Here is a 22811-nt window from a genome sequence, read left to right as displayed (position 1 = left end):
GTGATTCGGTCTGCCCGGCCTCACGCAGTGGTACGCTCTGCCGGCTTGCAGCGGCCGTCCCGGTTCGCTCGGAATGTCAGGGAAAAGGCGCGTCAGATGCGAGAACGCAACGCAGCACGGTTACTGGTGATCAACCCCGCTTGCGAGGTTTTATTGTTCAGGTTTGTCCACACCCAGGACGCCCTGGCCGGCACCAGCCACTGGGCCACCCCCGGTGGCGGCCTCGAGCAGGGCGAAAGCTTTCAGGCGGCCGCGATCCGTGAACTGCGGGAAGAAACGGGTATCCGGGTTGAGCGTGTCGATGCGCCGGTGGCCGATCGCCGGGTTTCATTGATGCTGCCCGATGGCGAGACGGTGCTCGCCGTCGAGCAGTATTTCGTGATTCATGTGCAAGACCAGACGCTTTGCAGTGCCGAATGGACCTTGCACGAGCGTAAGGTGATGGCGGAGCACCGCTGGTGGTCCGCTCAAGACTTGCAGGCGACAAAGGAAACGGTATGGCCTGAGCGGCTGGCAGCCATTCTGGTAGAGGCCGGTGTGTTTGCACCTGTGTGAGTCCATGCCCGTGATCGGTTCAGACCCTGAAGCGTTCGACCTGGCTGCTCAATGCCTGATAGAGCCCTGAGATCTGCCGCGACTGACTCTGTACTTCATCCGACATGCTGCTGACACCGTCGGTTTGTTCCTTGAGGGCCAGCAGGTTTTCGCGGATGTGGTGCGAGGCCCTGGCCTGTTCATCGGTGGTCTGTGCCGTGTGCGTGGCCATCGTCTGGACCCGGTCGAAGGAGGTGCTCAGGGTGCCGAAGACCGTGATGACCTGATTGATCTGCTCCATGGTCGTGCGGGCATTGTCGCGGCTGCTGCGGATGGCGGTACTCGACTCGACCACGCTGTTCTTGAGGCGCTCGATCATGGCCTCGATCTCGCGGGTGCTTTCCTGGGTGCGCGTGGCCAGCGTGCGCACCTCGTCGGCCACCACCGCAAAGCCGCGCCCCTGTTCACCGGCCCGTGCCGCTTCGATGGCCGCGTTGAGGGCCAGCAGGTTGGTCTGATCGGCGATGGTGCGGATCACCTCCAGAACCGACACGATCGCGGCCGAACTCTGCTCCAGGTCGGTCGAGCGCTCAAGGGCCTGCTCGATATCGGCCACCAGCCGTTCGATGGACTGGTTCGACAGGTTGACCGCGCTGACGCCTTCATGGGTCAACTGGCTGGAGAGGTTGGCTTCGTCGGCCGTGCCTTTGGCCAGGTTGGCCATCTGCTGGTTCGAGGCATTCATCTGCTGGCCGGCACTGACCATGGCGTCGGATGAACTGACCAGCCCTGCGCTGATGCGCCCGGCCTGTCGGGAAACGGTGTCGAGCTGACCGGTCATGCCGCCCAGCGTCACCGACTGGGTCTGGATGGCGCTGATGATCGCCCGCAGGTGTTCGACAAAGCCGTCGAACTCACGGGCAAGGTCCCCCAGCTCGTCGCGGGCGTGGAAGTTGATGCGTTGGGTCAGGTCGCCGTTGCCTTCGGCGATTTCCTTGATCCGCCGGCTGATGCGCTGCACGTTGCGGGTCAGCCGCAAGGGCATGTAATAACCCGCCAGCAGGGCGATCACGAAGGCGGTGACAATGACCGCCACAGCGATCTGTTCATAGGCAGCGATGCGTGCCTGTACGGCCTCTTTCTGGCTGCGTGCATGCACGTTGGTGGCTTCGCCGGCCTGGTCGAGCACTTTGCGAATGGCGGAAAATCGCTCTTTGGCCGTGGTCCTGGCCTGCAGGCGTGCGGCCTGGTCTGCGGAGGAGGGCTGGGCTGCCTGGGAGGCAGCATTGACCGACTGACTGGCTTGCAGCCATTCACTGTAGAGCTGATCGAAATGCGCAAACGGCTTCAATATCCCGGGTTCGCCGGCAAGGAACCCCCGGAATTTCTGAAAGCGATCGTTCACCTGCTGGGCGTTTTCATCAAAGTCGGCCTGGTTTTTATCGGCGTTGCCTTCAGCGTTCATCAGCCGTTCCTGGGCAACCAGGGCCTGGTAGATATCCCGATCGGCATTGAGCACCACGGAGGCGGCTTCGAAATAGTGGTCTGTCTGGCGTTGCATCGCCTCTTGCTGCAGGCGTGTCATCGACAGCATGAACAACAACAGGCCCGCGAGGATCAGGGCCAGCAGTGCTATCGGCAATATCATCTGGACGCGTATCGAGTGCAGGCGCATAGAAGGCCCCTTGTCTGCGTATTGTCGGAATCAGCACGAAAGTGAGTCTAGGTAACGCAAGCGAACTGCGCCAAAAGGATGTCGTAAAAGACTCAGGTGAGGGCGCGGCACCGCGCCAGGGTGCAACGCTGTCGCGCAGCAGGCATGGGGCAGGCAGGATCCCGGGGGCGGCGATCCGCTTCAGCCGCGAAAGGCACTTGCAGGCTGTACTCGCACGCCCCCCAATGACTACCATCGTCTGTTTCATGCAGGAGACGCCCATGCACCGTCTGGCCAAACCCACCGATTACGTATTGACCGACATCCTCGGCAGGCCAACCTACACCCTCCCCTGGGAGCACCGGCTGTGCCCTGGCAACCCTGCCGATGACCCCGAGGAGGGTGCAGCGCTCTACAATGATTTCATTCAGGCACAGGCCAACGGTCAATCGGTCCCCACGCCGCAACAGCAAGTGGCCGAGCTGATCGACTGGACCCTGGCCACCCCGGGTGAAGCGGCGCGCCAACTGGCGGCGGACCTGGCAGCAGCCTATCTGGGCCGGTTTCGTTTTCGCCTGGAGGACCTGGAATATTGGGATTCGGAAACCAAGGCCTTCCGTGCCCTGTTGGTGTTTCATGACGAAGACCTGCGCGCACTGCCTGCGGCCCGCATCATGGCTTTGCGTAATCGCTCAGGCCAGCCTTGAGGCGTCAGGCATGATGAAGGTTGTCGCCGGGCATTGAACCTCTCGTGCCTGTGCCTGCTCTGACCCTGCATGGCGCAGCGCCGGCCTTATGAGGCCGACGCTGCCACAGCGTTCATTTCACTACCTTTGGAGAATCCAATGTCCCAGACCGCTTTGGTCGTCGGTGCCAGCGGCATCGTTGGCAGCGCTATCGTCCAGCTGTTGCTGGAAAACCACTGGCAGGTCGCGGCGCTGTCGCGCAAGCCCTCCACCGTGGCCGGGGTGATTCCGGTGGCCGCCGACCTGCAGGACCCGGCCTCGCTGAACCAGGCGCTGAAAGACGTGAAGCCCACCCATGTGTTCATCACCACCTGGTCGCGCCAGGCCACCGAAGCCGAGAATATTCGCGTCAACGCGGCGATGGTCCGTAACGTGCTCGATGCCGTGCGGCCGGCCGGCAGCGTGCAGCACGTGGCGCTGGTGACCGGGCTCAAGCATTACCTGGGCCCGTTCGAAGCCTATGGCAAAGGCACCTTGCCGCAAACGCCCTTCCGCGAGTCGCAAGGGCGGCTGGACGTCGAGAATTTCTATTACGCCCAGGAAGACGAAGTCTTTGCCGCCGCCGAGAAGGACGGCTTTACCTGGAGCGTGCATCGTCCGCACACCGTCACCGGTGTAGCGGTGGGCAATGCCATGAACATGGCGACCACCCTGGCCGTCTATGCGTCGATCTGCAAGGCCACCGGCCGTGCGTTTGTGTTCCCAGGTTCCAGGGTCCAGTGGGACAGCCTGACCGACATGACCGACGCGCGTCAGTTGGCTGCGCAGCAGCTCTGGGCGGCGACCACGCCGGCGGCGGCCAACCAGGCGTTCAACATCACCAACGGCGATGTGTTCCGCTGGCAGTGGATGTGGGGTCGCATCGCCGAATATTTCGAGATCCAGCCGGCCGACTTCCCGGCCCAGCCTTCGCCGCTGGAAACCCAGATGGCCGACGACCAGCGTGCCTGGAGCGAGATCGTGCGTGAGCACGGCTTGCAGGAAGCCGACATCAGCCGGCTGGTTTCGCCTTGGCACACTGATGCCGACCTGGGGCGTCCTATCGAAGTGGTCACCGACATGTCCAAGAGCCGCCTGCTGGGCTTCACCGCCTTCCAGGCCAGCGACCAGGCGTTCTTCGACGTCTTTGACCGCCTGCGCCAGGCACGCCTGATCCCCTGATGTACTGCGCGTTTTGTAGGAGCGCGCTTGCCGGAATGCCGGACCACCGCGACCGGCTGCGTCAGCAGTCGTAGATTTTCAGCGTTTCACAGATTTCTGCGAGCGCTTCGCACTCGGTCGCCGGCAAGCGGGCTCCTACAGCAGTCGGCAATCTGACCGCCTGCGCCAGGCACGCCTGATTCCCTGATGTACTGCGCGCTTGGTAGGAGCGCGCTTGCCGGAATGCCGGACCACCGCGACCGGCTGCGCAGCAGTCGTAAATTTGTGGCGTTTCCGAGATTTTGCGAGCGCTTCGCACTCGGTCGCCGGCAAGCGGGCTCCTACAGCAGTCGGCAATCTGACCGCCTGCGCCAGGCACGCCTGATCCCCTGATGTACTGCGAGTTTTGTAGGAGCGCGCTTGCCCGCGACCGGCTGCGTTAGCAGTCGTAGATTTTCAGCGTTTCACAGATTTCTGCGAGCGCTTCGCACTCGGTCGCCGGCAAGCGGGCTCCTACAGAGCAGTCGGCAATCCAGCCGTTAACCGTTGGCAAGCCGTAGCCGCTGTCGCAACGCTTTCAGGGCCGCCTCCGCATACCAGGTTTCCACCCCGACCGGCACTGCCTGGCCGGCGCTGGCATTCAGCGTCACGACAGTGTGGATGTGCACGCCCGCCAGCAATTGCTGAACCTCGGCAAGCTGGCGCGCGGTGCCTGTCAGCCACCGGGCATGCTCGGGCGACAACAGCGCAAAGGCCTCGGGGTAGGTGCAAGCCAGCGCCTGGCGCAGGTTAATCAGCGCCGCCTTGTCGGAACGATCGAATGCCGGCCCCAGCACATACACCTGGCCAGCCGCGGTCATCAGGTCGTATTTGTCCTGCAGGTACTCATCGACGCTCATGACGCTGGCCACCACGTCCACCTCGGCGCTGTGGACATTGACCAGATGAGCATTGACCCCGACCAGGCAGCGCATCGACTCTTGATTCAGCACCCAGTCCTCGGTATTGCAGCGCACGATCCAGTAATCACCCCGGGGCGAGCGCTCGCATGACTGGATTGCGTAACGCTCCGGCTCGCCTTCATGCAGACGCTCACTGCCGGTGTACAGCGCCAGGACAATGGCCTGGGCCTGTTGCGCGCTGACAGGTGAAGAGGGTGTGTTCATACGCGCCTCAAACAATACGGCTGACATTATCGCGGTCCAGCAGGCCGCGCTCTGCCAGGGCTTGCAGTCGTTCGATCAGCAGGCTGCGCTCGGCCCTGGAGGTGGTGTGGTCGACCACGTGGTACTGGCGGTGGCACCAGAGGTTCAGCTGCCGCAACCAGAAGGCCATGCGTTCAGACTCCTGATCCAGGCGTGCCAGTAAAAAGGCCACCTGTTGCCATTGCGGGCGTACACCGAACAGGGCAATGCGTCGGGCCGCCGGCAGGTGATGCCAGTCCCTGGCCAGGCGCGTATCCAGTTCATGCTTGATCGTGGCCCAGGCCAGAGCGTCCAGGCCGGCAATGGCGGCGTTGAATACGCCCTCGGCCGGATCATCCAGCGCGTTGAGCAACTCGGGTAACTGGTCTTTACCCAGCCGGCGCACGATGATTTTCCTGACGCTGGCGCAGGCGCCCTGCAACGCCTGCACCTGCCAGTGCCCGGGAAGCTCGACGTTCAATTCCGCCGCCAGGCCCAGCACACCCAGCCACTCACGCTTGCCGGTGGGCAGTGGCTGCGCCAGACGTTCGCTCAATACTGCACGGGCATCGACCTCATTGCGTGCCGCCATCCAGTGCGCCAGGTTGCGGATCGAGGGCGCGGCATCAAGCAAGGCCGTGCGCAGCACGGGCTTTGGATCGTCGAGCAACGGCAGCAAAGCGCGCATCGCGCAGACCCGCACCTTGGCCCCCGGTTGCGCCAGCGCGCCCAGCAGCAGTGGCCGGGCGTCTTCGACCGACAACGTCTGGCAGGCAGCAATGGCCAGCAACCGTACCGTGACCTCGCGATGGGCCAAGGCATCGCGCAGCAGCGCCTGCGGTGCCGGGTCACTGTCCAGCAACAGGCTGAACAGGTAGCACGCCGCCTTGCTTTGCCGGGTCAGAAAGTGTGCATGCACCTGATCGCGATTTTCCGGCAGTTGCAAGACCGCCCGCACCTTCGTCAGGACCGGGCCGTGGTCGGCGCGGTGCCGGGCAGCCAGCGCCATCAATGGCTCCAGCGCCCACAACAAGGACTCGGCGCACGATGGCACCAGGTAATGCACCACGCCCTGGACCGCCAGTTCGCGTATCTGCGGCACCCAGTCGTTCTGGCGCTCGATCAAGGCGTTCAAGGACTCGGGGGAGGGCTGCTCGCACAGCGTGCGCACCGCGATCTCGCGGATGAACCCGTTGCGATGGCGGCTCAGCTCGACCCAGGTGACCCCGGTCCCGACCTGCTCGATCAAGCGCAGCGCCTCCAGGTGATGCTGGCCCTGCCAGTCCGGGGCCGGTGTCTTGCGGGCATTCAACCTTTGCAGCCAGTCTTGTATCGTGTTCACGCTTCAATCCTTTTTTGCGCTTGTGGGCGTCTGTGGTGCTAAGACCGCAATGACCCTTCAAGTTCAAAACCGGCCCATAACCCAGCGGGAAACGCCCCTCATGCCTGACGACGCCTGGACCTTTCATCTGTTCGCCGCCACGTTCAGCAGCGACCTGGCGGCACGTGAGTATGCCTTCGAGCAGTGGGCGCCCGAGCCGCCGGCATCGGCCACCGATGCCCAGTACAGTGCCTGGGAAAACAGCAATCCGACCTGGCAGCTGAGGGACGAACTGGCGTTCCATATGGATTCCGATTTTGTCGAGCTGGTCGATGATGCCGACTACGTCAAATCGCAGATTCACGACGCGTCGCAGCAGCAGGCCTTCAGTGCCCAGGCGGCGCGGTTCAGTCATTTCATCCTGGTGGGCGTCAATGCAATCTGGGGTGACCGGCGTTCTCCATCGACCCAGGCGGATTGGCGTTTGCCCCAGAGCACGGCCACCGTCGAGTACCTGGGGCTCTATAACCCGGCAATGGAGTAACCGCGTGTCATGAGCGAGGCCGAGCCCGATTCCGGCGCCTGGACCTGCGCATTGAACTTACCGTTGCTTGCCGGCGTCCGTAGCTCAGTTGCGAACCTCTCAGTCTGCCCCACGCACAAGGAGTCTGTGTCATGTCCTCAATGAAATTCGCCAGTATTGCACTACTCACGCTTGTGATCAGCGGATGTGCAGGTCCTGCAAAAAATCAGGGCAATGACATTCAGCAGGCTGCCGAGCGCTTGGTAGGGCAGCCCGCGAAAACGGCCTTTGACCTGTTTGGCAAGCCGGACCACGGCATGGGGCCGTCTTCGTATGGCAGTTGCGGTTTCTACGCCTGGAACCGGCTGCAGACGCATGTGGGCCCGGACAAGGTCTTTGTCCAGACCGGCACCGAATACGTCGGTGAGCAAACGACCTACGCGGTGATCGGCGGTGGCGGCGCGACCGGGATCATGCCGGTCAACAGTACCCCGGTGTACCGCCCGGTCGGTTACTACGAGAACGAGACGGTCATCGACTATTTCTGCAACATCACTCTGTTTACCGATGCGCAGGACATCATCACCCAGGCCAGCGTTATCGATTGCGCCAACAAAAAGTAAACACCGCCACGTGTGTTCAAGGATGCCCCATGCAGTATGAATTCCCCGAAGTGCTCAACGACCTGATCGACTATTTCCTGCTTGGCGACCTCAGGCGGCTGCAGCGCTTCAAGGATGAACAGCGACTGGGCGACGACCTGGCTGCCGAGTTCATCAGCAATGACAGCGGCGACCGTGCCGTGCTGGAGGGCGTGCTGATTCCGTTGGCAGGGGTCGAGAACCACCCTTACACCGTGCTGTTCACCCTGGACGACACCGAGCCTGAGCTGCTCAAGCCGAGCAGCCGTTTGCAGCACCGGCGCGACGGTTATGTGTTGCAGGTCGAAAGCGGCCGTGTGCATCTATTCACCTGGCGCATCCTGCAGGATTTTACGCCTGTGGAAGTGGAGGACTTGTTGCAGCGCTACGCCGATCCGGCGCAGGGCCGGCCGACCATCGAGGTCGCCAATGGCTGGTATGAAGTGCGGGTGCTGGCCGGCGAGATTGAACGTGAAGGCAGCCTGCAACCGGCGTTCGAGTTTGTCCTGAGCCTGCGCGAGGGGCCGCTGCAGGTACAGGGTGTCGACATCAACTATCGCTTTGCGGTGCAGTGGGAATAGAGCCGGTGGCGTGGCCGCCGAAGGTGCCCTCGAAGCTCGTTCAGTGTTGCAGGCGATGCCGCTCGATAAACGCCCTGGCCTGCGCAGGCCGACGAATCTCGGTCCATTGCAGGTGCGCAAAATCTGCCTGTTCGCGCAGGCGGGCAAACTTCAGTCGGTTCTTGCTGAAGGTCGACCATGACCAGAACAGGATCGAGTCTCTGGACAAAAACGCCATGCGCAGCGATTCGCGGTTGCCGTGGGACAGTCGTGTACGCCGTAGCCCTCGGTGCACGGTGCGCCACAGCACCCTGGGGAACACCGTCCAGCGCCCGTAGTTGAGCCACACCACATGGGTAGCCTGTGACCAGAGTTCATCGCGCACGGCGCTGTAGTTGCCATCGGCGACCCAGCAGTCGCCCCGGGTCGCGTCGATGACTGCCTGCCGGAACTGCTCGGGCGCCACGGCCTGCCAGTGCGGCCCCCAGTACAGCGCATCGAGTTCGATCCAGGGGCACCCGGCGGCCCTCGACAAGGCCTGGGCAAAGGTCGATTTGCCGGCTCCACTGGTGCCGATCACCACGCAACGCATGTTCACCTCGACCCTGTAGTGGCAAAAGCCGGCCAGTGTAGCGCGTGTCGTGGCGATCGTGATCTCAATAGGCGTAGCGCAGGGTGGTCATGACATTACGCGGTGCGCCATACAGACCGGCAGCGGTGGTGGTCAGGTATTGCTTGTCGAACAGGTTGTTGACATTGACCGCCACCGACATCGACGAATTGACCTGATAGCGTGCCATCAGGCTGGCCAGGGCATAGCTGCTCTGGGTGGTGGCGTAGCTGAGGTTATAGCCGGTTTCACTCTGCCAGTTCAGCCCGCCGCCGACAGTCAGTTTGTCCAGTGCGCCGGGCAGCCGGTAGGTGGTAAACAGCTTGACACTGTTGCGCGGGATTTCGGTGACGATACGCTGGTCGTCATCGTTGAAGCTGACGCTGTAGGAATAACCGCCGCTCAACTGCCAGCCATCGAGAAGCTCGCCGTTGAACTCCAGTTCGACGCCTTCGCTGGTGGTGCCGTTTTCAGCCTTGTAGGCCTGGAAACCGTTGGGTTGCAGCAGGTTGCCGTCGGCCACGGCGAGGTTGTCCTGCTCGACCCGGAACAGGGCCAGGCTGGTGTTCAGGCGGTTGTCGTTGAAACTGGCTTTTACCCCCACCTCGTAGCCGGTGCCTTCCTGCGGGTCCAGCGGCGTGCCCTTGACGTCGCGGATGCTGGCGCTTTGTGGATTGAAGATTTGCGTGTAGCTGGCGTAGGCGGTCCAGGTGTCGTTCAGGTCATAGACGAAGCCGGCGTAAGGAATGACGATACCGTTCTCGGTGCGCTCGGCCTTGCTGTTGCTGCCGCTGTACAGCCAGTCCTTGCTTTCACGGTTCCAGTCCACCACACGGCTGCCGAGGATCAGGCTGGCCTTGTCGGTCAGGTGCCAGCGTGAGGTCAGGAAAGCGGCGTACTGGGTTTCGGTCAGGTCGCTGGCGCCGGTCTTGGTGAACGACGGCTTGGGCGACTGGCCGTCCCAGGTGTAAATGTTGTCGATCGTGCCGGGGTAACGGCTGCCCGGACGCTGCCAGCCGCCGTAATTGGGCGTGCCGCGCTCTTCCAGGCGCGACAGGGTAATACCGGTGATCAGTTCGTGTTCGCGGCCCAGCAGGTTGAAGCCACCCGTGGCGTAGGCATCGAGGTTGTCCTGGGTCGGGGTGGCCTGCCAGCGGGTCGGCATGATGTAGCCGCCGGCACCGGTGGCCGGGTTGATGGCGCCGTCCATGTAGGTGACCACGGTGTCATAGTCGTTGCGCGCATGGCTGTATTCGAGCTTGCCGCTCCAGCCATTGGCAAACTGGTGTTCGACCGAAGTGAACACGGTGCTTTGCTCGCGATCGTAGTACGACCAGTCAGGCGCGCTGTTGAACGAGCGCTTGATGTCGGTGCGCCCGCCATCGACGGTAAACAGCGGAAAACCGGTGCGCATCGGCGCATTGGCATGGGTGACCTGATGGCTCAGCCCCAAGGTCAGCAAAGTCGAGTCGCTCAAGTCAAGTTCGGTAATGCCATAGAGCGTCGAAATGTCCTGGCTGAAGCGGTCGACCCAGGCGTGCTGGTCTTTCTGGTCCACGACCAGGCGTGCGCGCAGGGTGCCACTGTCGTTCAGTGCACCACCCGCGTCGACGCTCAGTCCATAGCGGTCCCAACTGCCGGCCTCGGCCGAGAGCACGACTTGCGGATCAGCGGTGGGGCGCTTGCGGATCAGGTTGATGGTCGCCGACGGGTTGCCCAGGCCGCTGATCAGGCCCGTGGCGCCCCGCACCACCTCTATCCGGTCGTACATGGCAGTGTTCTGCGTGTAGTTATCCATGCGCGAGGAGGTCGGTACGCCATCAATCTCGAAGTTGCTGATGGCAAAGCCGCGCGACAGGTACGAGGTGCTGTCGGCACCGAGGCTTTCACGAATCACGGTGATGCCGGTGGTGGCATCCAGGGCATCAGTGAGGGTGTCGAGCTTCTGGTCCTGCAGGCGCTGACGGGTCAGCACGGTGACCGATTGCGGAGTCTCCTTGAGCGACAGGTTCAGGCGCGTCGAGCTGCTGGAGGAGTCGGTGGTATAGGACCCGGAACCTTCGGTGGTCGAGCCTGGCGCCTTGCCGGAAATGCTCACCGCCCCCAGCTCCATCGCCGTGTCGCCGGGGAGCGCCCGCGCCACCAGCACGAAGCTGCCGTTGCCCTGCGGTTGTGCTTGCAGGCCGCTGCCGGCCAGCAATTGCTCAATGCCCTGCTCCACGGTGTAGCTGCCTTGCAGGCCGGGCGAGGTCAGGGCATGGGTCTGGCTGCTGGCGAACGACAACGTCACTCCGGCAGCGACGGCGAACTGGCTCAATGCCGTGCCCAGCGGGCCTGGGGCGATATCGAAACGGCCGGCCTGATTCTGCTCGGCGGCAAAGCTTGCCGGGCCCATCAGGGGCAGGGCGATCAGGCCGAACAGGGCCAGGTGGACGGCGCGGGACAACGGAAGACGGGACATCGGATTTTCCTGGGTTGGCGTGGCACACATGCGGTCGTTTTCGCCGCTTCAGTGCATGGCCGCATGAGAATGAAAATCAGCAACCCTTGAGCGGGGTTTTTGTTCGCCTGCCTGTCCCCCGGCTAAAGCGCAACAAACATGCGACCGGTGTAGGAGCGCGCTTGCCCGCGACCGGCTGCGTTAGCAGTCGTAAATTTGTGGCGTTTCCGAAATTTTGCGAGCGCTGCGCACTCGGTCGCGGGCAAGCGCGCTCCTACCCAAGGAAATCTGATAGCCAATAAAATCAGTAAGTTATTTTGTTTAATCAGCGCGCCTTGAACGGCGAAGCAATGGGCACGTTCGGCCCCAACGATTGTTCATACCGCCTCGATCGACACCCAATACCGCGTCAGGTAGCGCACGTGCACCGGCAGTGACAGGGCCAGGTTTTCCAGAATGACATCGGTATGGTCCAGATCGAACCCGCCCGATACCCGCAAGTCGGCCACCGCTTCGCTGCACCGCAAGACACCGGGCCGGTAGCGCTCAAGCTCCACCAGCAGATCGGCCAGGCGCCACTCCAGCACCATCAACCGACCCTGCAGCCAGGCATCGCTATGGGCGGGCAGGGGCGTGGGTTTACCCCAGTGGGCTTGATCGAAGCGCGCCTGCTGGCCTGCCTCCAGGCGCAGCACACCGACAGGGTTAGCTGACGGGCGCAGTTCCACCGCCTGTTGCAGCACCCGTACTTCGGTTTGCGCCGCTTCACTGCGAACACTGAAACGCGTGCCCAGGGCGTGAACGCTGCCTTCGGGCGTGTGCACGACAAAGGGCCGTCCGGATCGGTCTCTGGCGGTGTCGATCAGCACTTCGCCGTGATGCAGGCGCACTTCGCGCAGGCTGGCGCTGTAGTGAATGTCCACGGCACTGTGGGTGTTGAGGTGCAATTGGCTGCCATCGGCCAATTGCACCTGACGCCGCTCGCCCTTGCCGGTGCGCAAGGCTGCCAGCCGTGCAGGCAAAGGCTCGATGGCATCAAGTCCCCAGCCGGTGGCCCCGAGGGCCAGCAGCAGGCCCAGCACCTTGGCCACCGAACGTCGCCGTGCGCGGGCGCCGGCCAGGGTCGGCAGGGCTACCTCCTGAGGCAGCCCGCCCAGTTGGTGCTGCAGTTTCTCCACGCGCGCCCAGGCCTGGGCATGCCGGGCATCCTGCTCCAGCCAGGCCTGCCAGCCGCTGCGGTCGGCCTGGCCTGGCGCGGCAGCACTGAGCTGCACGTACCAGGTGGCCGCCGCTTCAAGCACGCTGCGATCCAGCACGGCTCAGTCCTCCACCAGTAACAGGCACTCGGTCATGGCGCGGACCATGTGTTTCTTTACCGTTGTCACCGAGACCCCCAGCCGTTCGCCAACGGCCACGTAGCTCAAGCCCTCCAGTTGCACGGCCAGGAAAATCGAGCGGGTGCGCTCGCCAAGGCCATCGAGCATGGCGTCCACGGCCGTCAGCGTCTCGATGATCGACAGCCGGGTCTGCGGCGAAATATCCAGTGCTTCCGGGCGCAGCATCAAGGTATCCAGGTACGCCTGCTCGACGGCCCGACGGCGAAACCTGTCGATCATCAAGGCTCGGGCAATGGCGCTCAGGTAGGTGCGCGGCTCACGGATCACCTCGACATTGCGCGCCGTCAGCACCCGCATGAAGGTGTCCTGGGCCAGGTCCGCCGCATCGCTCGAATGCCCCAGCCGCGCGCGCAGCCAGGCATTCAGCCAGCCGTGATGTTGCTGGTAGAGGTGGTGCAGCGAGGAGGAGTCGAGTGCAGACATGGCAGCCGTGTATGTGAGAATGATTCTCTACATTGTTGGCGTAAACACGGGTGCTTGACAAGGGCGGCGTTCAGAACGTGCTCAATGTGCCCAAGCCTTTGCCTTTCACGCCACCGGCCACTCGCCCAATGGCATCCACAGGCACGTCACACCATCTCCAATCGCTGCTTGCGCATTGGTGCCGGCCAGGCCAGGTCGATGTCGGCCAGGTCCTGGGGGCTGAGCACGATATCGGCGGCTGCGACGTTCAGGCGAATGTGCTCGGGGTCCACGGCCTTGGGAATGGCGATCATGTTGTCCTGGCGCAGCACCCAGGCCAGGCTGATCTGTGCCGGGGTGGCGTTATGGCGCCGGGCGACTTCTTGCAGGGCCGGGTGCCAGAGCAGGTCGCCGCCCTGGCCGATCGGGCAGTAGGCCATCAATGGCAGGTGGCGGTTGGCGGCCCACGGGATCAGGTCGAATTCGATGCCGCGCTGCGACGGGTTGTACAGCACCTGGTTGGTCGCGCAGCGCGGGTCGTCCAGGGCCAGCAGGTCCGACACATCGAAGTTCGACACGCCCCAGGCGCCGATCTTGCCTTGCTCGCGCAGGCGCTCGAAGGCCAGCACGGTTTCGAACAAGGGATACTGGCCCGGCCAGTGCAGCAGGTACAGGTCGATGTAGTCGGTGTTCATGCGCCGCAGGCTGGCTTCGCACGCCTTGGGGATGCCCTCGGTGCTGGCATTGAAGGGGTAGACCTTGCTGACGATATACAGCTTGTCGCGCTGGCCGGCGATGGCCTGGCCGACGATTTCTTCGGCGCCGCCGTCGGCGTACATCTCGGCGGTGTCGATCAGCGTCATGCCCTGCTCGATGCCCAGGCACAGCGCGGCAATTTCTGCCGAGCGCTGGTGGTTCTTTTCACCCATGTGCCAGGTGCCCTGGCCCAGCGCCGGGACCGTCTTGCCTGTCAGTGTCAAAGTGCGCATTGATAAAAACCCCAAGCCAGTCGAACGATGGCCATTGGAGGATCAAACCGCGATCAGGTTCAACCCGCCAAGGGCCGACATTTACACCCGGAACGGCTTGAGCCAGCCATTGAGCTGCTCGCTCAGGCGTGCCAGGTTCACGCTGGCGGCACTGGACTGCTCGGCGGCCAGCGCAGTGCCTTGCGACAGTTGCGCGGTCTGGGTGACATTCTGGTTAATGTCGTCGACCACATGCGACTGTTGCAGGGTAGCGCTGGCAATCGAGGCGTTCAGGCCATTGAGGTTACGCAGTGCCTGGCTGATCGAGGTCAGGCTCTGGCCGGCCAGGTTGGCCTGCTCCAGGGTCAGGGTCGAGGCGCGGCTGCTGTCACCGATGACTTTCACCGCGGCATTGGAGTGGTGTTGCAGGCGTTCGATCATGGCCTGGATCTGCGCCGTGGATTTTTGCGTGCGCTGGGCCAGCAGGCGCACTTCATCGGCCACCACCGCAAAGCCGCGACCCTGTTCGCCGGCGCGTGCCGCCTCGATGGCCGCGTTGAGGGCCAGCAGGTTGGTCTGGTCGGCGATCGAGCTGATGACCTCCAGCACACCACCGATCTGGGTACTTTCGTCCGACAGCGTGCGCATGACCTCGACGGCCTGGTCGATGGTGGTCGACAACAGCTGGATCTGGCGCAGGCTGCCGTCGATATTGACCAGCCCCTGCTGAGCTTCGGACTCGGCATTGCGCATTTCACTGGCGGCATGCTCGGCATTGCGCGCCACGTCCTGGACGCCGTAGGTCACCTGGTTGACCGCCGTGGCCACCAGTTCCATCTGCTGTGACTGTTGCTGGCTGCGCGCCTGGGCCTGCTCGGCGCTGCTGCCCATGCCTTGCGAGGCCTCGCCCAGCGCCACCGCCGACTGCTGCAACTGGCGGATCACATCGCGCAACTGGGCAATGAAGGTGTTGAAATGCTGGCTCAGCAGGGTGATCTCGTCACTGCCCCGGGTTTCCAGGGTGCGGGTCAGGTCACTTTCGCCGCTGGCCACATTGGCCATCGCCTGCACGGCCGCCCTCAGCGGTACGACAATGCTGCGCACGATCAGAATCACCAGCAGGGCCATCAGCACGCTGATTGCCAGGCAGACCAGGGCGGCCTTGATCATCTGGCCCTTGAACTCGACGGCGACGTCGTCGACGTATACGCCTGAACCGATGATCCAGCCCCAGGGGCTGAACAGTTGCACATAAGAGGTCTTGCGCACCGGCTCGCTGGCGCCGGGCTTGGGCCAGCGGTAATCGACGATGCCCGAGCCCTGGCGCTTGGCCACGCTGACCATCTCGTTGAACAGCGCAAAGCCGTCCGGGTCCTTGATGCCGGACAGGTCCTGGCCTTCAAGCTTGGCATTGATGGGGTGCATGACCATGACCGGGCGCAGGTCGTTGATCCAGAAATAGTCGTTCTGGTCATAGCGAAGCCCGCGTATCGCGGCCAACGCCTGTTGCTGGGCGGCCTCACGGGTCAGGGTGCCGGCCGTTTCCAGGCCGTGGTAGTGATTGAGCAGGCCGCTGGCGGTCTGCACCACATGCATGGTTTTCTGCGCCTTGGCCAGGTACAGATCGTCGTGGATCTGCTTGAGCAGCGCGGCGGCCAGGATGAACAGCATCAAGACACAGACAACCAGAATCAGCCATAACCGCCGGCTGATGGAAAGATGGCGCATGCTCATGGCATCGACCCTCGTTTGTTATTGTTATGCAGGTAAGAGCCCGAACAGCCCGAGGCGCTTATTGAAGGCTGTCGACCTATCGTGACCAGAGTTGAGCGATGGGTCACGAAATTTCTTGTGTGTTGTGGCTACGACTTTGGTCGATAGCCAAAGGCTTACACGCGCTGAAGGCATTCGGCCATTTGCGCAGGCAACGTACACTCGTAAGATAGGATCCAACAGCCGCAGCCAAGGAAGCGCTACGGTGATCAAGGACGATCGACCATTGCCAGGACGGCTGCTGACAGGATGTCGGATGGTCATGTGCAAACAACCCGCCTCGGCGGGTTTTTGCGTTTGTGGGCGTCAAGAAAAGCAGGCTACCGACTGACATTCTCGGGTGGTAGGCTGAATGCCATTAAAGAAGCGTCGAAGAGAGGCGTACATGACTTTGGATGTGTGGGCGCTTTTATGGCTTGCGGTGCTGGTGCCCGTGTTGATGTTGATTGTACGCCTGCGAGCGCGCAAACGTATGTTGCGGAATTTGAAAGACGCTCTCAGCGCTCCTGCTATTTTCAATCCTGATTCAGCCCACGAGGTGTATCGCGAAGGCGATGGTAAATACTTCGGTATTGACATAAAGAACGGCACGGTTCTTTACATTCATCAGGTTCGCAAGGGGCAGGTGGATGTGATCGGTATGAATAGCGGGGACTGGACTCACCACGAGGTGGAAGGCTACAGGCTTCGCCTCTACACGAAATTCCCACCGTTTGGGTGTATCGAATTTACCACTGCCTGGGCGCAACGCTGGTTCGACACCTTGGATGCAATGAAAAAGACACCGTCTATGACGACGCCACTTTTCTCGACCTACATTGACAGCCGCATCGAACCGCTCGAACGCGACAACAAGATCCACATTTCCAGGACAGGTATGCAAAGTACTGCCGCCTAGCTGGGGCATGATCTTGTAGCGCGGGGGCGGCCATCTGTCTCTGCCGGCATTCCGGCAAGCGCGCTCCTACGCCACTGGCCACGCTTGCGGATTGACCAGGTTGGCGGGCCGCTTGCCTTGCAGCGCATCGATCAGGTTGCCCACCGCGCAGGCGGCCATGGCTTCGCGGGTTTCGTGAGTGGCCGAGCCCATGTGCGGGGTGGCCACCACGTTGTCCATCTGCAGCAGCGGCGAGGCGGGGTCGAGTGGTTCGCGCTCGAACACGTCCAGCCCGGCGCCGCCGATCTGCCCGCGTTGCAGGGCCTCGATCAGCGCCTGTTCGACTACCACCTTGCCGCGTGCGATGTTGATCAGGATGCTGTGCGGGCGCATCAACGCCAGTTGCGGTGGACCGATCAGCCCCTCGGTCTCGGCGGTCAACGGCACGGTCAGGCAGACGAAATCCGCTTCCTGCAACAACGCTTCCAGGCTGCGATAGCCGGCATTGAAGCGCGCCTCGACTGCCGGTTTCGGCGAACGGCAGTGGTAGAGCACCGGCATGCCGAAGCCGAAGTGCCCGCGCTGGGCCAGGGCCTCGCCGATACGGCCCATGCCGACGATGCCCAGGGTCTTGCCGTGCACGTCGCTGCCAAAGTGCGCCGGGCCGATGTTGTGCGTCCATTCGCCGCTGCGCACCAGGCTGGCCAGTTCCACCACGCGCCGGGCGGTGGCCATGATCAGGGCAAAGCCGGTGTCGGCGGTGGTCTCGGTCAGCACGTCCGGTGTGTTGCACAGGGCGATGCCGCGCCGGTTCAGTTCATCGATGTCGTAGTTGTCCACGCCCACCGACACGGTGGCGATGGCTTGCAGGTGCGGGGCCAGGTCCAGCAGAGGAGCATCCAGCCTGATACTGGCGCCCAGCAGGCCATGGGCGTGGGGCAGGGCGGTGCGCAGCCGGGCCAGGCCGTCGCGCTTGGGGTCTTCGATCAGCGTGACCTCGGCGTGCGCCTGCAAGCGGGCCATCAAGGGTGCTGACAGGGTCTTGTACAGCACAACATGTTTTTTCATCGTCAGGCTCTCCGCCTCAAGAGTGCGCCGAGGCGCGCTGGGTGTTGGATTCGTGACGGGCCGGCGTGGCCTTGTTGTCGGGCCGCAGCATCAGCGTCAGCAGCACCGAGACCAGCAGCGCACCGCTCATGAACAGGTACGACGCGCTCAAGGTGCCGGTCACGCCGTTGAGGTAACCCACCAGATAGGAGCCGGCGAACGAGCCCAGGGCGCCGAGGCTGTTGATCAACGCCATGGCACCGCCGGCGACGTTGGACGGCAGGATTTCCGGGACGATGGCAAAAAACGGACCATAGGGTGCGTACATGCAGGCGCCGGCAATCACCAGCAGCGTGTACGACCACCAGAAGTGCTCGGTGCCCAGCGCATAGGAGCCGTAGAAGGCGATGGCGGCGATCAGCAGTGGTGGCCAGACGAACGCCTTGCGTTTTTGCGTCTTGTCCGAGGCCCAGGACACCACGACCATGCCGATCACGGCTGCCAGGTACGGCAGCGCCGACAGCCAGCCGGCCTCGACCATGTCCATTTGCATGCCTTTTTTCAGGATGGTCGGCAGCCACAGCACAAAGCCGTAGACCCCGATGCTCCAGCAAAAATACTGCGCCGCCAGCAGCAGCACCTTGGGCGAGCGAAAGGCTTCGGCGTAGTTCTTTACGGGCTTGATGCCCACTTGCTCGGCATCCAGTTGCGCTTGCAGCTGAGTTTTCTCGGCTTCGCTCAGCCATTTGGCCTGGGCGGGGCGTTCATCCACCAGGCGCCACCAGATAAAGGCCCAGATCACCGCCGGCAAGCCCTCGATGATGAACATCCAGCGCCAGCTGAAATGCGCCACCAGGTAGCCGGACACCACTGACATCCAGAGCATGGTCACCGGGTTGCCGAGGATCAGCACGGTGTTGGCCCGTGAACGCTCGGCGCGGGTGAACCAGTAGCACAGGTACACCAGCATGGCCGGCATCACCGCCGCCTCGACCACCCCGAGCAGAAAGCGGATGGCAATCAGCATGTAGGCGTTGGACACCACACCGGTCAGGGTCGCCAGGCTGCCCCAGAGGATCAGGCTGACGAAGATCAGCTTCTTCACGCTACGCTTCTGGGCATAGATGGCGCCCGGCACCTGGAAGAAGAAGTACCCCAGGAAGAACAGCGCGCCGAGCAACGACGACATGCCCGGGGTGATGTGCAGGTCTTCGGCCATGCCGGCGGCGGCGGCGAAGCCGTAGTTGGCGCGGTCCAGGTAGGCCAGGCTGTAGGTGATGAAAACAATGGGCATGATCAACAGCCAGCGGCGTTTCAGGCCGGTGGCCTTGGCACGGTCAAGTAGCTTTTCCATTTTGATATTCCTGTGTTTCTTGTTGTTGTCAGCAGGCCAGCAGGGCCGGTTGTGCCCTGGAGGGGCATGGCGGTCAGGCCGGTTGTTTTAACGGGTGTGAAACAGGCGGCCAGGCGGCGTCGAGCGCCGCGCGTCCCGGCAGGCCTTCCATGTCGCCGCGACTCTGTACCGCCAGGCTGCCGATCCAGTTGCCGCGGGCCACGGCCTGGGTCAGGTCCTGGTGTTCCAGCAGGGCGCTGATCACCCCGACAGCAAAGCCATCGCCGGCGCCCACGGTATCGACCACCTGGCTGACCGGCACGCCGGCCACACGGCCTTCATCGGTGGGGGTGCGGTAATAGGCGCCTTCGGCCCCCAGCTTGATCACCACGGCCTTGACCCCGCGCTCCAGGTAGAACGCCGCGATGTCGCGCGGATCGTCATGACCGGTCAGCACCTTGCCTTCGGCCAGCCCCGGCAATACCCAATCCGCCAGGCCGGCCAGGGCGTTGATCTCGCGCACCATGCAGGCTTTGTCCGGCCACAGTGACGGGCGCAGGTTGGGGTCGAACGACACGCTGCGCCCGGCGTCGCGCATGCCCTGCATCAAGACATGGGACAGCTCGCGGCAGCTGTCCGACAGCGCCGCCGGAATACCGGTGGCGTGCAGGTGCCGGGCCTGGAACAGGCGTGGGTCGATGTCCTTGGGCGCCAGGCGGCTGGCCGCCGAGCCCTTGCGAAAGTACTCCACCACAGGGTCCGCACCGCCCAACTCGCGGGACTTGAGCTGAAAGCCGGTGGGCAGGTGTGCGTCGGTCTTGACGTGCGTGCAGCTCACGCCTTCGCGCTCCAGCGTGTCGACCACAAAACGCCCCAGCGAATCGTCACCGACCCGGCTCAGCCAGGCCACCTTGAAGCCCAGGCGTGCCAGGCCGATGGCGACGTTGCTGTCGGCGCCGGCGATGCGTTTTTCAAAATGGCTGACGCCGGCCAGATCGCCCGGCTGCTCGGCGACGAACATGGCCATGGTTTCGCCGAAGGAGAGGATGTCGATCTCAGCCATGATGAGCCACCTGTGCGGGTTGAACCGGTGCCGGCGGCGCCAGGCGCGCCAGCAGGTGGACCTGGCTGAGCGTCACCGCCCGCAGGTCGTCGCCTTGCAAGGGGTACTCGATGGCACGCGGCACGGCGGCAGGCAGGTGCGCCAGCACGGCGCGCCAGTGCGGCAGGTCGGCCTCGGTCGGTGGTGTGGCGACCAGCCGGCCGTCGGCCTTGCGGGTCACGGCCTTGAAGTGCACGTAGCGCACATGGCGCCCCAGTTGCTCGGCGGCCTGGAGTACGTTTTGGTCCTGCCACTGCCAGTTGCCGACATCGAAGGTCATGGCAATGGCGGGCGTGAGCGATTGCACCCTGGCAAAGAATGCGCAGAACGGCGCGATCAGGCCGCCGTGGGCGGTCTGGTCGTTTTCGACCAGCAACTGCACCGGCTGGCGCGCCAGTTGCGCACTCAGCGCCTGCACGTCGCACGCCGGGGTGAAGTGCCCCAGCGACACTTTCAGCCATTGCGCGCCACAGGCTTGCGCACGTTCAAGGGTGGCGGCCAGTGCCGGGTTGGGCTGCGCCTGGTCGGGCAGCCACAGCTCCAGAGGGGATGAATACAGGCATTCCAGCCCTTGTACGGCAATGGCATGGGCCAGGGCCGGAAAGTCCTCACGGGTGAACAGCTCTTCGCGCAGTTCGATGCGCGACACGCCACAGTCGACCAGCAGCGGGATAAAAGCCGCCTGCCCGCGTTCGCGCACCACGCTGGCACCGAAGCTGGAAAGGCTGATGGAGACGGGGTTCATGTGCATTGTTATTGTCCTCTGAAACCGGTTTCATTTTGTTTCGTGAAAGGGGCTGGTAAAAACGGCTGATAGCGCCTTGGTTTGACCGTAGCAGGTGTCAGGGTCGCGGTCGGGTCGAGCCGCGTTCGATCAGCCGGGCGGTGAAATCCAGGTGCCGGGCCGGGTCTTCGTTGCCACGCAGCCGGCCCAGCAGGCACTGGAACGCGGTGACGCCGATCTCGTGGGTCGGTTGCGCCAGGGCGGTGATGCCGCTGCCCACCAGGGGATACCAGTCCAGTTCGTCCAGGGCGATCAGGCCGATGTCGTTGAACAGGTCGCAACCCAGTTCACGCAAGAGGCGCGTGCAGGTCAGGGTGGCGACGCCATTGGCGGTAAACAGCGCCTTGGGGCCCGGCCCTGGTGCGGCGAGAAACGTACGCAAGTGGTCGCCCAGGTGCTCGTCGGTCTGCAATACCTGGCCGCGCAAGGCCGGGCGCTGGCTGATCTGCGCCTTGAAGGCCGCCATGCGCTGGGCGCGCGAACTGGTGCCGTCCTGCTGTTCGCTGATCAGGAGGATGTCGCGATAGCCATTGCCTTCAAGGTGATCGATGGCTTGCTGCACGGCGGCGACGTTGTCCAGGCCGATCAGGTCGCTGTCCAGTTGGTCGACGTCACGGTCCACCAGCACCATGGGCAGTTCGCGGTGCAGGTCGCGCAGCTCGTCGAGGTGATGGCCCAGGGTGTTCACGATCAGGCCTTCGATGTTGTACGAGCGCAGCGCCGCCAGGTGCAGGCGCTCCTGCTCGTCGTCGCGGTCGGTGTTGCACACCACCAGGCTGTAGCCGTGGCGGCGGCAGGCGGTCTCGACGCCGTGCATGACAGCAATGGAATAGGGGTTGCGGATGTCGGCGACCAGCATGCCGATCAGGCGGGTGCGGCCGCGCTTGAGGCCACGCGCCATCTGGTTGGGGCGGTAGCCGAGGGTGTCGATGGCCTGTTCGATGCGCAAGGCGATGGCATCGGACAGCAACTGGCGGTCCTCGCCAATGAAACGCGAGACGCTGGCCTTGGACACACCGGCCAGTTCGGCCACATCGTTCATGGTCACGCGCATGCGCGGCGACGCCGGAAAACTGCCCACAGTGAACACCTTTTGTCTTTATTGGCGGGTTCTGAAAACGGTTTCAGAAGACACCAATGCGGCGCTTACGTCAACACAATGTCAGATGAACGGTGTGCCGTGGCGTGCCAACGCAAGGTGGTATCGCAGCGTAGGTGATCAGTGCGAGTGTGGGTCCAGCAGGGCTTGCTGCGCCTGGGCAAAGAAATACTCATCGCAGTTATTGCCCTCGCCGCTGCGGTCCACCACCAGAAAATCATCCTGCGCCTGCAGGCTCAGCACCGGGTGATGCCACACGCCACGACCGTAGTTGATGCCTTGTCTGCCATCGGTGATAAAGGCGCGCATCAACGCAGGATCCGGCTCGTCACCTGCCGGCGCCACCACGATGACAAAGCGGTTGCCCAGCAACGGGATGAAGGCCTGGCTGCCCAGTGGGTGGCGTTCGAGCATGGTAATGGTCAGCGGCCACGGCAGCGCCTGGGCACGGAAGATGCTGATGATCGCCTTGTCGTCAGGGGCGGCGGTCTGCACCTCGGCCAGGCGGTGATAGCGCTGGGTTGAACCGTTGTTGATTGCAAAGTGCGCGCTGCCTTCGGTTTCGATCACCTCGCCGAAAGGGGCGAAGGCGTGTTTGGTCAAGGGTTCGATGATCAGGCGGCGCATGGGGATTCTTCTGTGGATAGAGATAGGTAGGAGCGACCAGCGGTCGCGA

At 63.3% G+C, this 22811-nt stretch carries 21 protein-coding genes and 2 pseudogenes; 7 read left to right on the top strand and 16 right to left on the bottom strand.

Annotated features, from left to right (window positions below; translation table 11 throughout):
• The first annotated feature begins 96 nt into the window (after positions 1-96).
• Positions 97-555, top strand: coding sequence for an NUDIX hydrolase (locus tag ASF84_RS18590; protein WP_056840324.1), 459 nt, complete (start codon positions 97-99; stop codon positions 553-555).
• Positions 556-574: 19 nt separating this feature from the next.
• Here ASF84_RS18590 and ASF84_RS30280 read toward each other — a convergent pair.
• Positions 575-1114: pseudogene (locus ASF84_RS30280) on the bottom strand (methyl-accepting chemotaxis protein); the annotation flags it as partial.
• 315 nt (positions 1115-1429) lie between these two features.
• Positions 1430-1579, bottom strand: a pseudogene (locus tag ASF84_RS30275) (HAMP domain-containing protein); the annotation flags it as partial.
• An 890-nt stretch (positions 1580-2469) separates the two neighbouring features.
• Between ASF84_RS30275 and ASF84_RS18580 the strand changes: the two are divergent.
• Both ASF84_RS18580 and ASF84_RS18575 read left to right on the top strand, forming a co-directional pair.
• Entirely contained in the window at positions 2470-2895 is a 426-nt protein-coding gene (locus ASF84_RS18580; RefSeq protein ID WP_056840322.1) for a hypothetical protein, read from the top strand.
• Positions 2896-3033: 138 nt separating this feature from the next.
• On the top strand, positions 3034-4095 hold the full coding sequence (locus tag ASF84_RS18575) for an SDR family oxidoreductase (RefSeq protein WP_056840321.1): 1062 nt from the start codon (positions 3034-3036) through the stop codon (positions 4093-4095).
• Between the two features lie 518 nt (positions 4096-4613).
• Here ASF84_RS18575 and ASF84_RS18570 read toward each other — a convergent pair.
• Together ASF84_RS18570 and ASF84_RS18565 are read right to left on the bottom strand one after the other, a co-directional pair.
• The gene (locus tag ASF84_RS18570; protein WP_056840320.1) at positions 4614-5240 is read right to left on the bottom strand and encodes a hypothetical protein; all 627 of its coding nucleotides are present in this window, start codon (positions 5238-5240) and stop codon (positions 4614-4616) included.
• 7 nt (positions 5241-5247) lie between these two features.
• Positions 5248-6600: a HEAT repeat domain-containing protein gene (locus ASF84_RS18565; RefSeq protein WP_056840319.1), complete on the bottom strand. Its 1353-nt coding sequence runs from the start codon at positions 6598-6600 to the stop codon at positions 5248-5250.
• Positions 6601-6700: 100 nt separating this feature from the next.
• Between ASF84_RS18565 and ASF84_RS18560 the strand changes: the two genes are divergently transcribed.
• The 3 genes from ASF84_RS18560 to ASF84_RS18550 all read left to right on the top strand — a co-directional run bounded on the left by ASF84_RS18560 (position 6701) and on the right by ASF84_RS18550 (position 8324).
• On the top strand, positions 6701-7123 hold the full coding sequence (locus ASF84_RS18560; protein WP_056840318.1) for a hypothetical protein: 423 nt from the start codon (positions 6701-6703) through the stop codon (positions 7121-7123).
• A gap of 131 nt (positions 7124-7254) precedes the next feature.
• Positions 7255-7725, top strand: a complete 471-nt coding sequence (locus ASF84_RS18555) for a hypothetical protein (RefSeq protein WP_056840317.1) — start codon at positions 7255-7257, stop codon at positions 7723-7725.
• A 29-nt stretch (positions 7726-7754) separates the two neighbouring features.
• A complete protein-coding gene (locus ASF84_RS18550; protein ID WP_056840316.1) occupies positions 7755-8324 on the top strand; it encodes a hypothetical protein in 570 nt (189 codons plus the stop codon).
• A gap of 40 nt (positions 8325-8364) precedes the next feature.
• Here ASF84_RS18550 and ASF84_RS18545 read toward each other — a convergent pair whose 3' ends face one another.
• From ASF84_RS18545 to ASF84_RS18520, 6 genes are all read right to left on the bottom strand, one after another.
• Entirely contained in the window at positions 8365-8895 is a 531-nt protein-coding gene (locus tag ASF84_RS18545; protein WP_056840315.1) for a toxin, read from the bottom strand.
• 64 nt (positions 8896-8959) lie between these two features.
• A complete protein-coding gene (locus ASF84_RS18540; protein WP_056840314.1) occupies positions 8960-11374 on the bottom strand; it encodes a TonB-dependent siderophore receptor in 2415 nt (804 codons plus the stop codon).
• Between the two features lie 356 nt (positions 11375-11730).
• Positions 11731-12669, bottom strand: coding sequence for a FecR domain-containing protein (locus tag ASF84_RS18535; protein ID WP_056840313.1), 939 nt, complete (start codon positions 12667-12669; stop codon positions 11731-11733).
• A 3-nt stretch (positions 12670-12672) separates the two neighbouring features.
• Positions 12673-13173, bottom strand: coding sequence for a sigma-70 family RNA polymerase sigma factor (locus ASF84_RS18530; protein ID WP_056840312.1), 501 nt, complete (start codon positions 13171-13173; stop codon positions 12673-12675).
• A gap of 146 nt (positions 13174-13319) precedes the next feature.
• Positions 13320-14141 carry an aldo/keto reductase gene (locus ASF84_RS18525; protein WP_056840311.1) on the bottom strand — a complete coding sequence of 274 codons (822 nt, stop codon included), beginning with the start codon at positions 14139-14141 and terminating at the stop codon, positions 13320-13322.
• Between the two features lie 81 nt (positions 14142-14222).
• The gene (locus tag ASF84_RS18520; protein WP_056840310.1) at positions 14223-15854 is read right to left on the bottom strand and encodes a methyl-accepting chemotaxis protein; all 1632 of its coding nucleotides are present in this window, start codon (positions 15852-15854) and stop codon (positions 14223-14225) included.
• Between the two features lie 424 nt (positions 15855-16278).
• Here ASF84_RS18520 and excA point away from each other — a divergent pair, with 424 nt between their 5' ends.
• Positions 16279-16791, top strand: a complete 513-nt coding sequence (excA, locus tag ASF84_RS18515; RefSeq protein WP_056840309.1) for a plasmid IncI1-type surface exclusion protein ExcA — start codon at positions 16279-16281, stop codon at positions 16789-16791.
• Positions 16792-16857: 66 nt separating this feature from the next.
• Here excA and ASF84_RS18510 read toward each other — a convergent pair whose 3' ends face one another.
• The 6 genes from ASF84_RS18510 to ASF84_RS18485 form a co-directional block, all read right to left on the bottom strand.
• Positions 16858-17838, bottom strand: coding sequence for an NAD(P)-dependent oxidoreductase (locus tag ASF84_RS18510; RefSeq protein ID WP_056840308.1), 981 nt, complete (start codon positions 17836-17838; stop codon positions 16858-16860).
• A gap of 16 nt (positions 17839-17854) precedes the next feature.
• A complete protein-coding gene (locus tag ASF84_RS18505) occupies positions 17855-19171 on the bottom strand; it encodes an MFS transporter (protein WP_056840307.1) in 1317 nt (438 codons plus the stop codon).
• Between the two features lie 73 nt (positions 19172-19244).
• On the bottom strand, positions 19245-20213 hold the full coding sequence (locus ASF84_RS18500; protein ID WP_056840306.1) for a sugar kinase: 969 nt from the start codon (positions 20211-20213) through the stop codon (positions 19245-19247).
• Complete coding sequence (locus ASF84_RS18495; RefSeq protein ID WP_056840305.1) at positions 20206-21003, bottom strand: sugar phosphate isomerase/epimerase family protein; 798 nt, start codon at positions 21001-21003, stop codon at positions 20206-20208. Before ASF84_RS18495 ends, ASF84_RS18500 begins: the two co-directional genes overlap by 8 nt.
• Before the next feature lie 91 nt (positions 21004-21094).
• Positions 21095-22090: a LacI family DNA-binding transcriptional regulator gene (locus ASF84_RS18490; protein ID WP_056840799.1), complete on the bottom strand. Its 996-nt coding sequence runs from the start codon at positions 22088-22090 to the stop codon at positions 21095-21097.
• Between the two features lie 165 nt (positions 22091-22255).
• Positions 22256-22762 carry an ureidoglycolate lyase gene (locus tag ASF84_RS18485; protein WP_056840304.1) on the bottom strand — a complete coding sequence of 169 codons (507 nt, stop codon included), beginning with the start codon at positions 22760-22762 and terminating at the stop codon, positions 22256-22258.
• Positions 22763-22811 lie beyond the last annotated feature (49 nt).

Source organism: Pseudomonas sp. Leaf127 (assembly GCF_001423155.1).
Classification (GTDB): Bacteria; Pseudomonadota; Gammaproteobacteria; order Pseudomonadales; family Pseudomonadaceae; genus Aquipseudomonas; species Aquipseudomonas ovata.
This window is presented reverse-complemented; position numbering and strand designations above follow the sequence as displayed.

Excerpts from the sequence above, each read along its gene's own strand:
- ASF84_RS18590 (WP_056840324.1), top strand. The coding sequence starts at position 97 with ATGCGAGAACGCAACGCAGCACGGTTACTGGTGATCAACCCCGCTTGC.
- ASF84_RS18580 (WP_056840322.1), top strand. The coding sequence starts at position 2,470 with ATGCACCGTCTGGCCAAACCCACCGATTACGTATTGACCGACATCCTC.
- ASF84_RS18575 (WP_056840321.1), top strand. The coding sequence starts at position 3,034 with ATGTCCCAGACCGCTTTGGTCGTCGGTGCCAGCGGCATCGTTGGCAGC.
- ASF84_RS18570 (WP_056840320.1), bottom strand. The coding sequence starts at position 5,240 with ATGAACACACCCTCTTCACCTGTCAGCGCGCAACAGGCCCAGGCCATT.
- ASF84_RS18560 (WP_056840318.1), top strand. The coding sequence starts at position 6,701 with ATGCCTGACGACGCCTGGACCTTTCATCTGTTCGCCGCCACGTTCAGC.
- ASF84_RS18555 (WP_056840317.1), top strand. The coding sequence starts at position 7,255 with ATGTCCTCAATGAAATTCGCCAGTATTGCACTACTCACGCTTGTGATC.
- ASF84_RS18550 (WP_056840316.1), top strand. The coding sequence starts at position 7,755 with ATGCAGTATGAATTCCCCGAAGTGCTCAACGACCTGATCGACTATTTC.
- ASF84_RS18545 (WP_056840315.1), bottom strand. The coding sequence starts at position 8,895 with ATGCGTTGCGTGGTGATCGGCACCAGTGGAGCCGGCAAATCGACCTTT.
- ASF84_RS18540 (WP_056840314.1), bottom strand. The coding sequence starts at position 11,374 with ATGTCCCGTCTTCCGTTGTCCCGCGCCGTCCACCTGGCCCTGTTCGGC.
- ASF84_RS18530 (WP_056840312.1), bottom strand. The coding sequence starts at position 13,173 with ATGTCTGCACTCGACTCCTCCTCGCTGCACCACCTCTACCAGCAACAT.
- ASF84_RS18525 (WP_056840311.1), bottom strand. The coding sequence starts at position 14,141 with ATGCGCACTTTGACACTGACAGGCAAGACGGTCCCGGCGCTGGGCCAG.
- ASF84_RS18520 (WP_056840310.1), bottom strand. The coding sequence starts at position 15,854 with ATGAGCATGCGCCATCTTTCCATCAGCCGGCGGTTATGGCTGATTCTG.
- excA (WP_056840309.1), top strand. The coding sequence starts at position 16,279 with ATGACTTTGGATGTGTGGGCGCTTTTATGGCTTGCGGTGCTGGTGCCC.
- ASF84_RS18510 (WP_056840308.1), bottom strand. The coding sequence starts at position 17,838 with ATGAAAAAACATGTTGTGCTGTACAAGACCCTGTCAGCACCCTTGATG.
- ASF84_RS18505 (WP_056840307.1), bottom strand. The coding sequence starts at position 19,171 with ATGGAAAAGCTACTTGACCGTGCCAAGGCCACCGGCCTGAAACGCCGC.
- ASF84_RS18500 (WP_056840306.1), bottom strand. The coding sequence starts at position 20,213 with ATGGCTGAGATCGACATCCTCTCCTTCGGCGAAACCATGGCCATGTTC.
- ASF84_RS18495 (WP_056840305.1), bottom strand. The coding sequence starts at position 21,003 with ATGCACATGAACCCCGTCTCCATCAGCCTTTCCAGCTTCGGTGCCAGC.
- ASF84_RS18490 (WP_056840799.1), bottom strand. The coding sequence starts at position 22,090 with ATGCGCGTGACCATGAACGATGTGGCCGAACTGGCCGGTGTGTCCAAG.
- ASF84_RS18485 (WP_056840304.1), bottom strand. The coding sequence starts at position 22,762 with ATGCGCCGCCTGATCATCGAACCCTTGACCAAACACGCCTTCGCCCCT.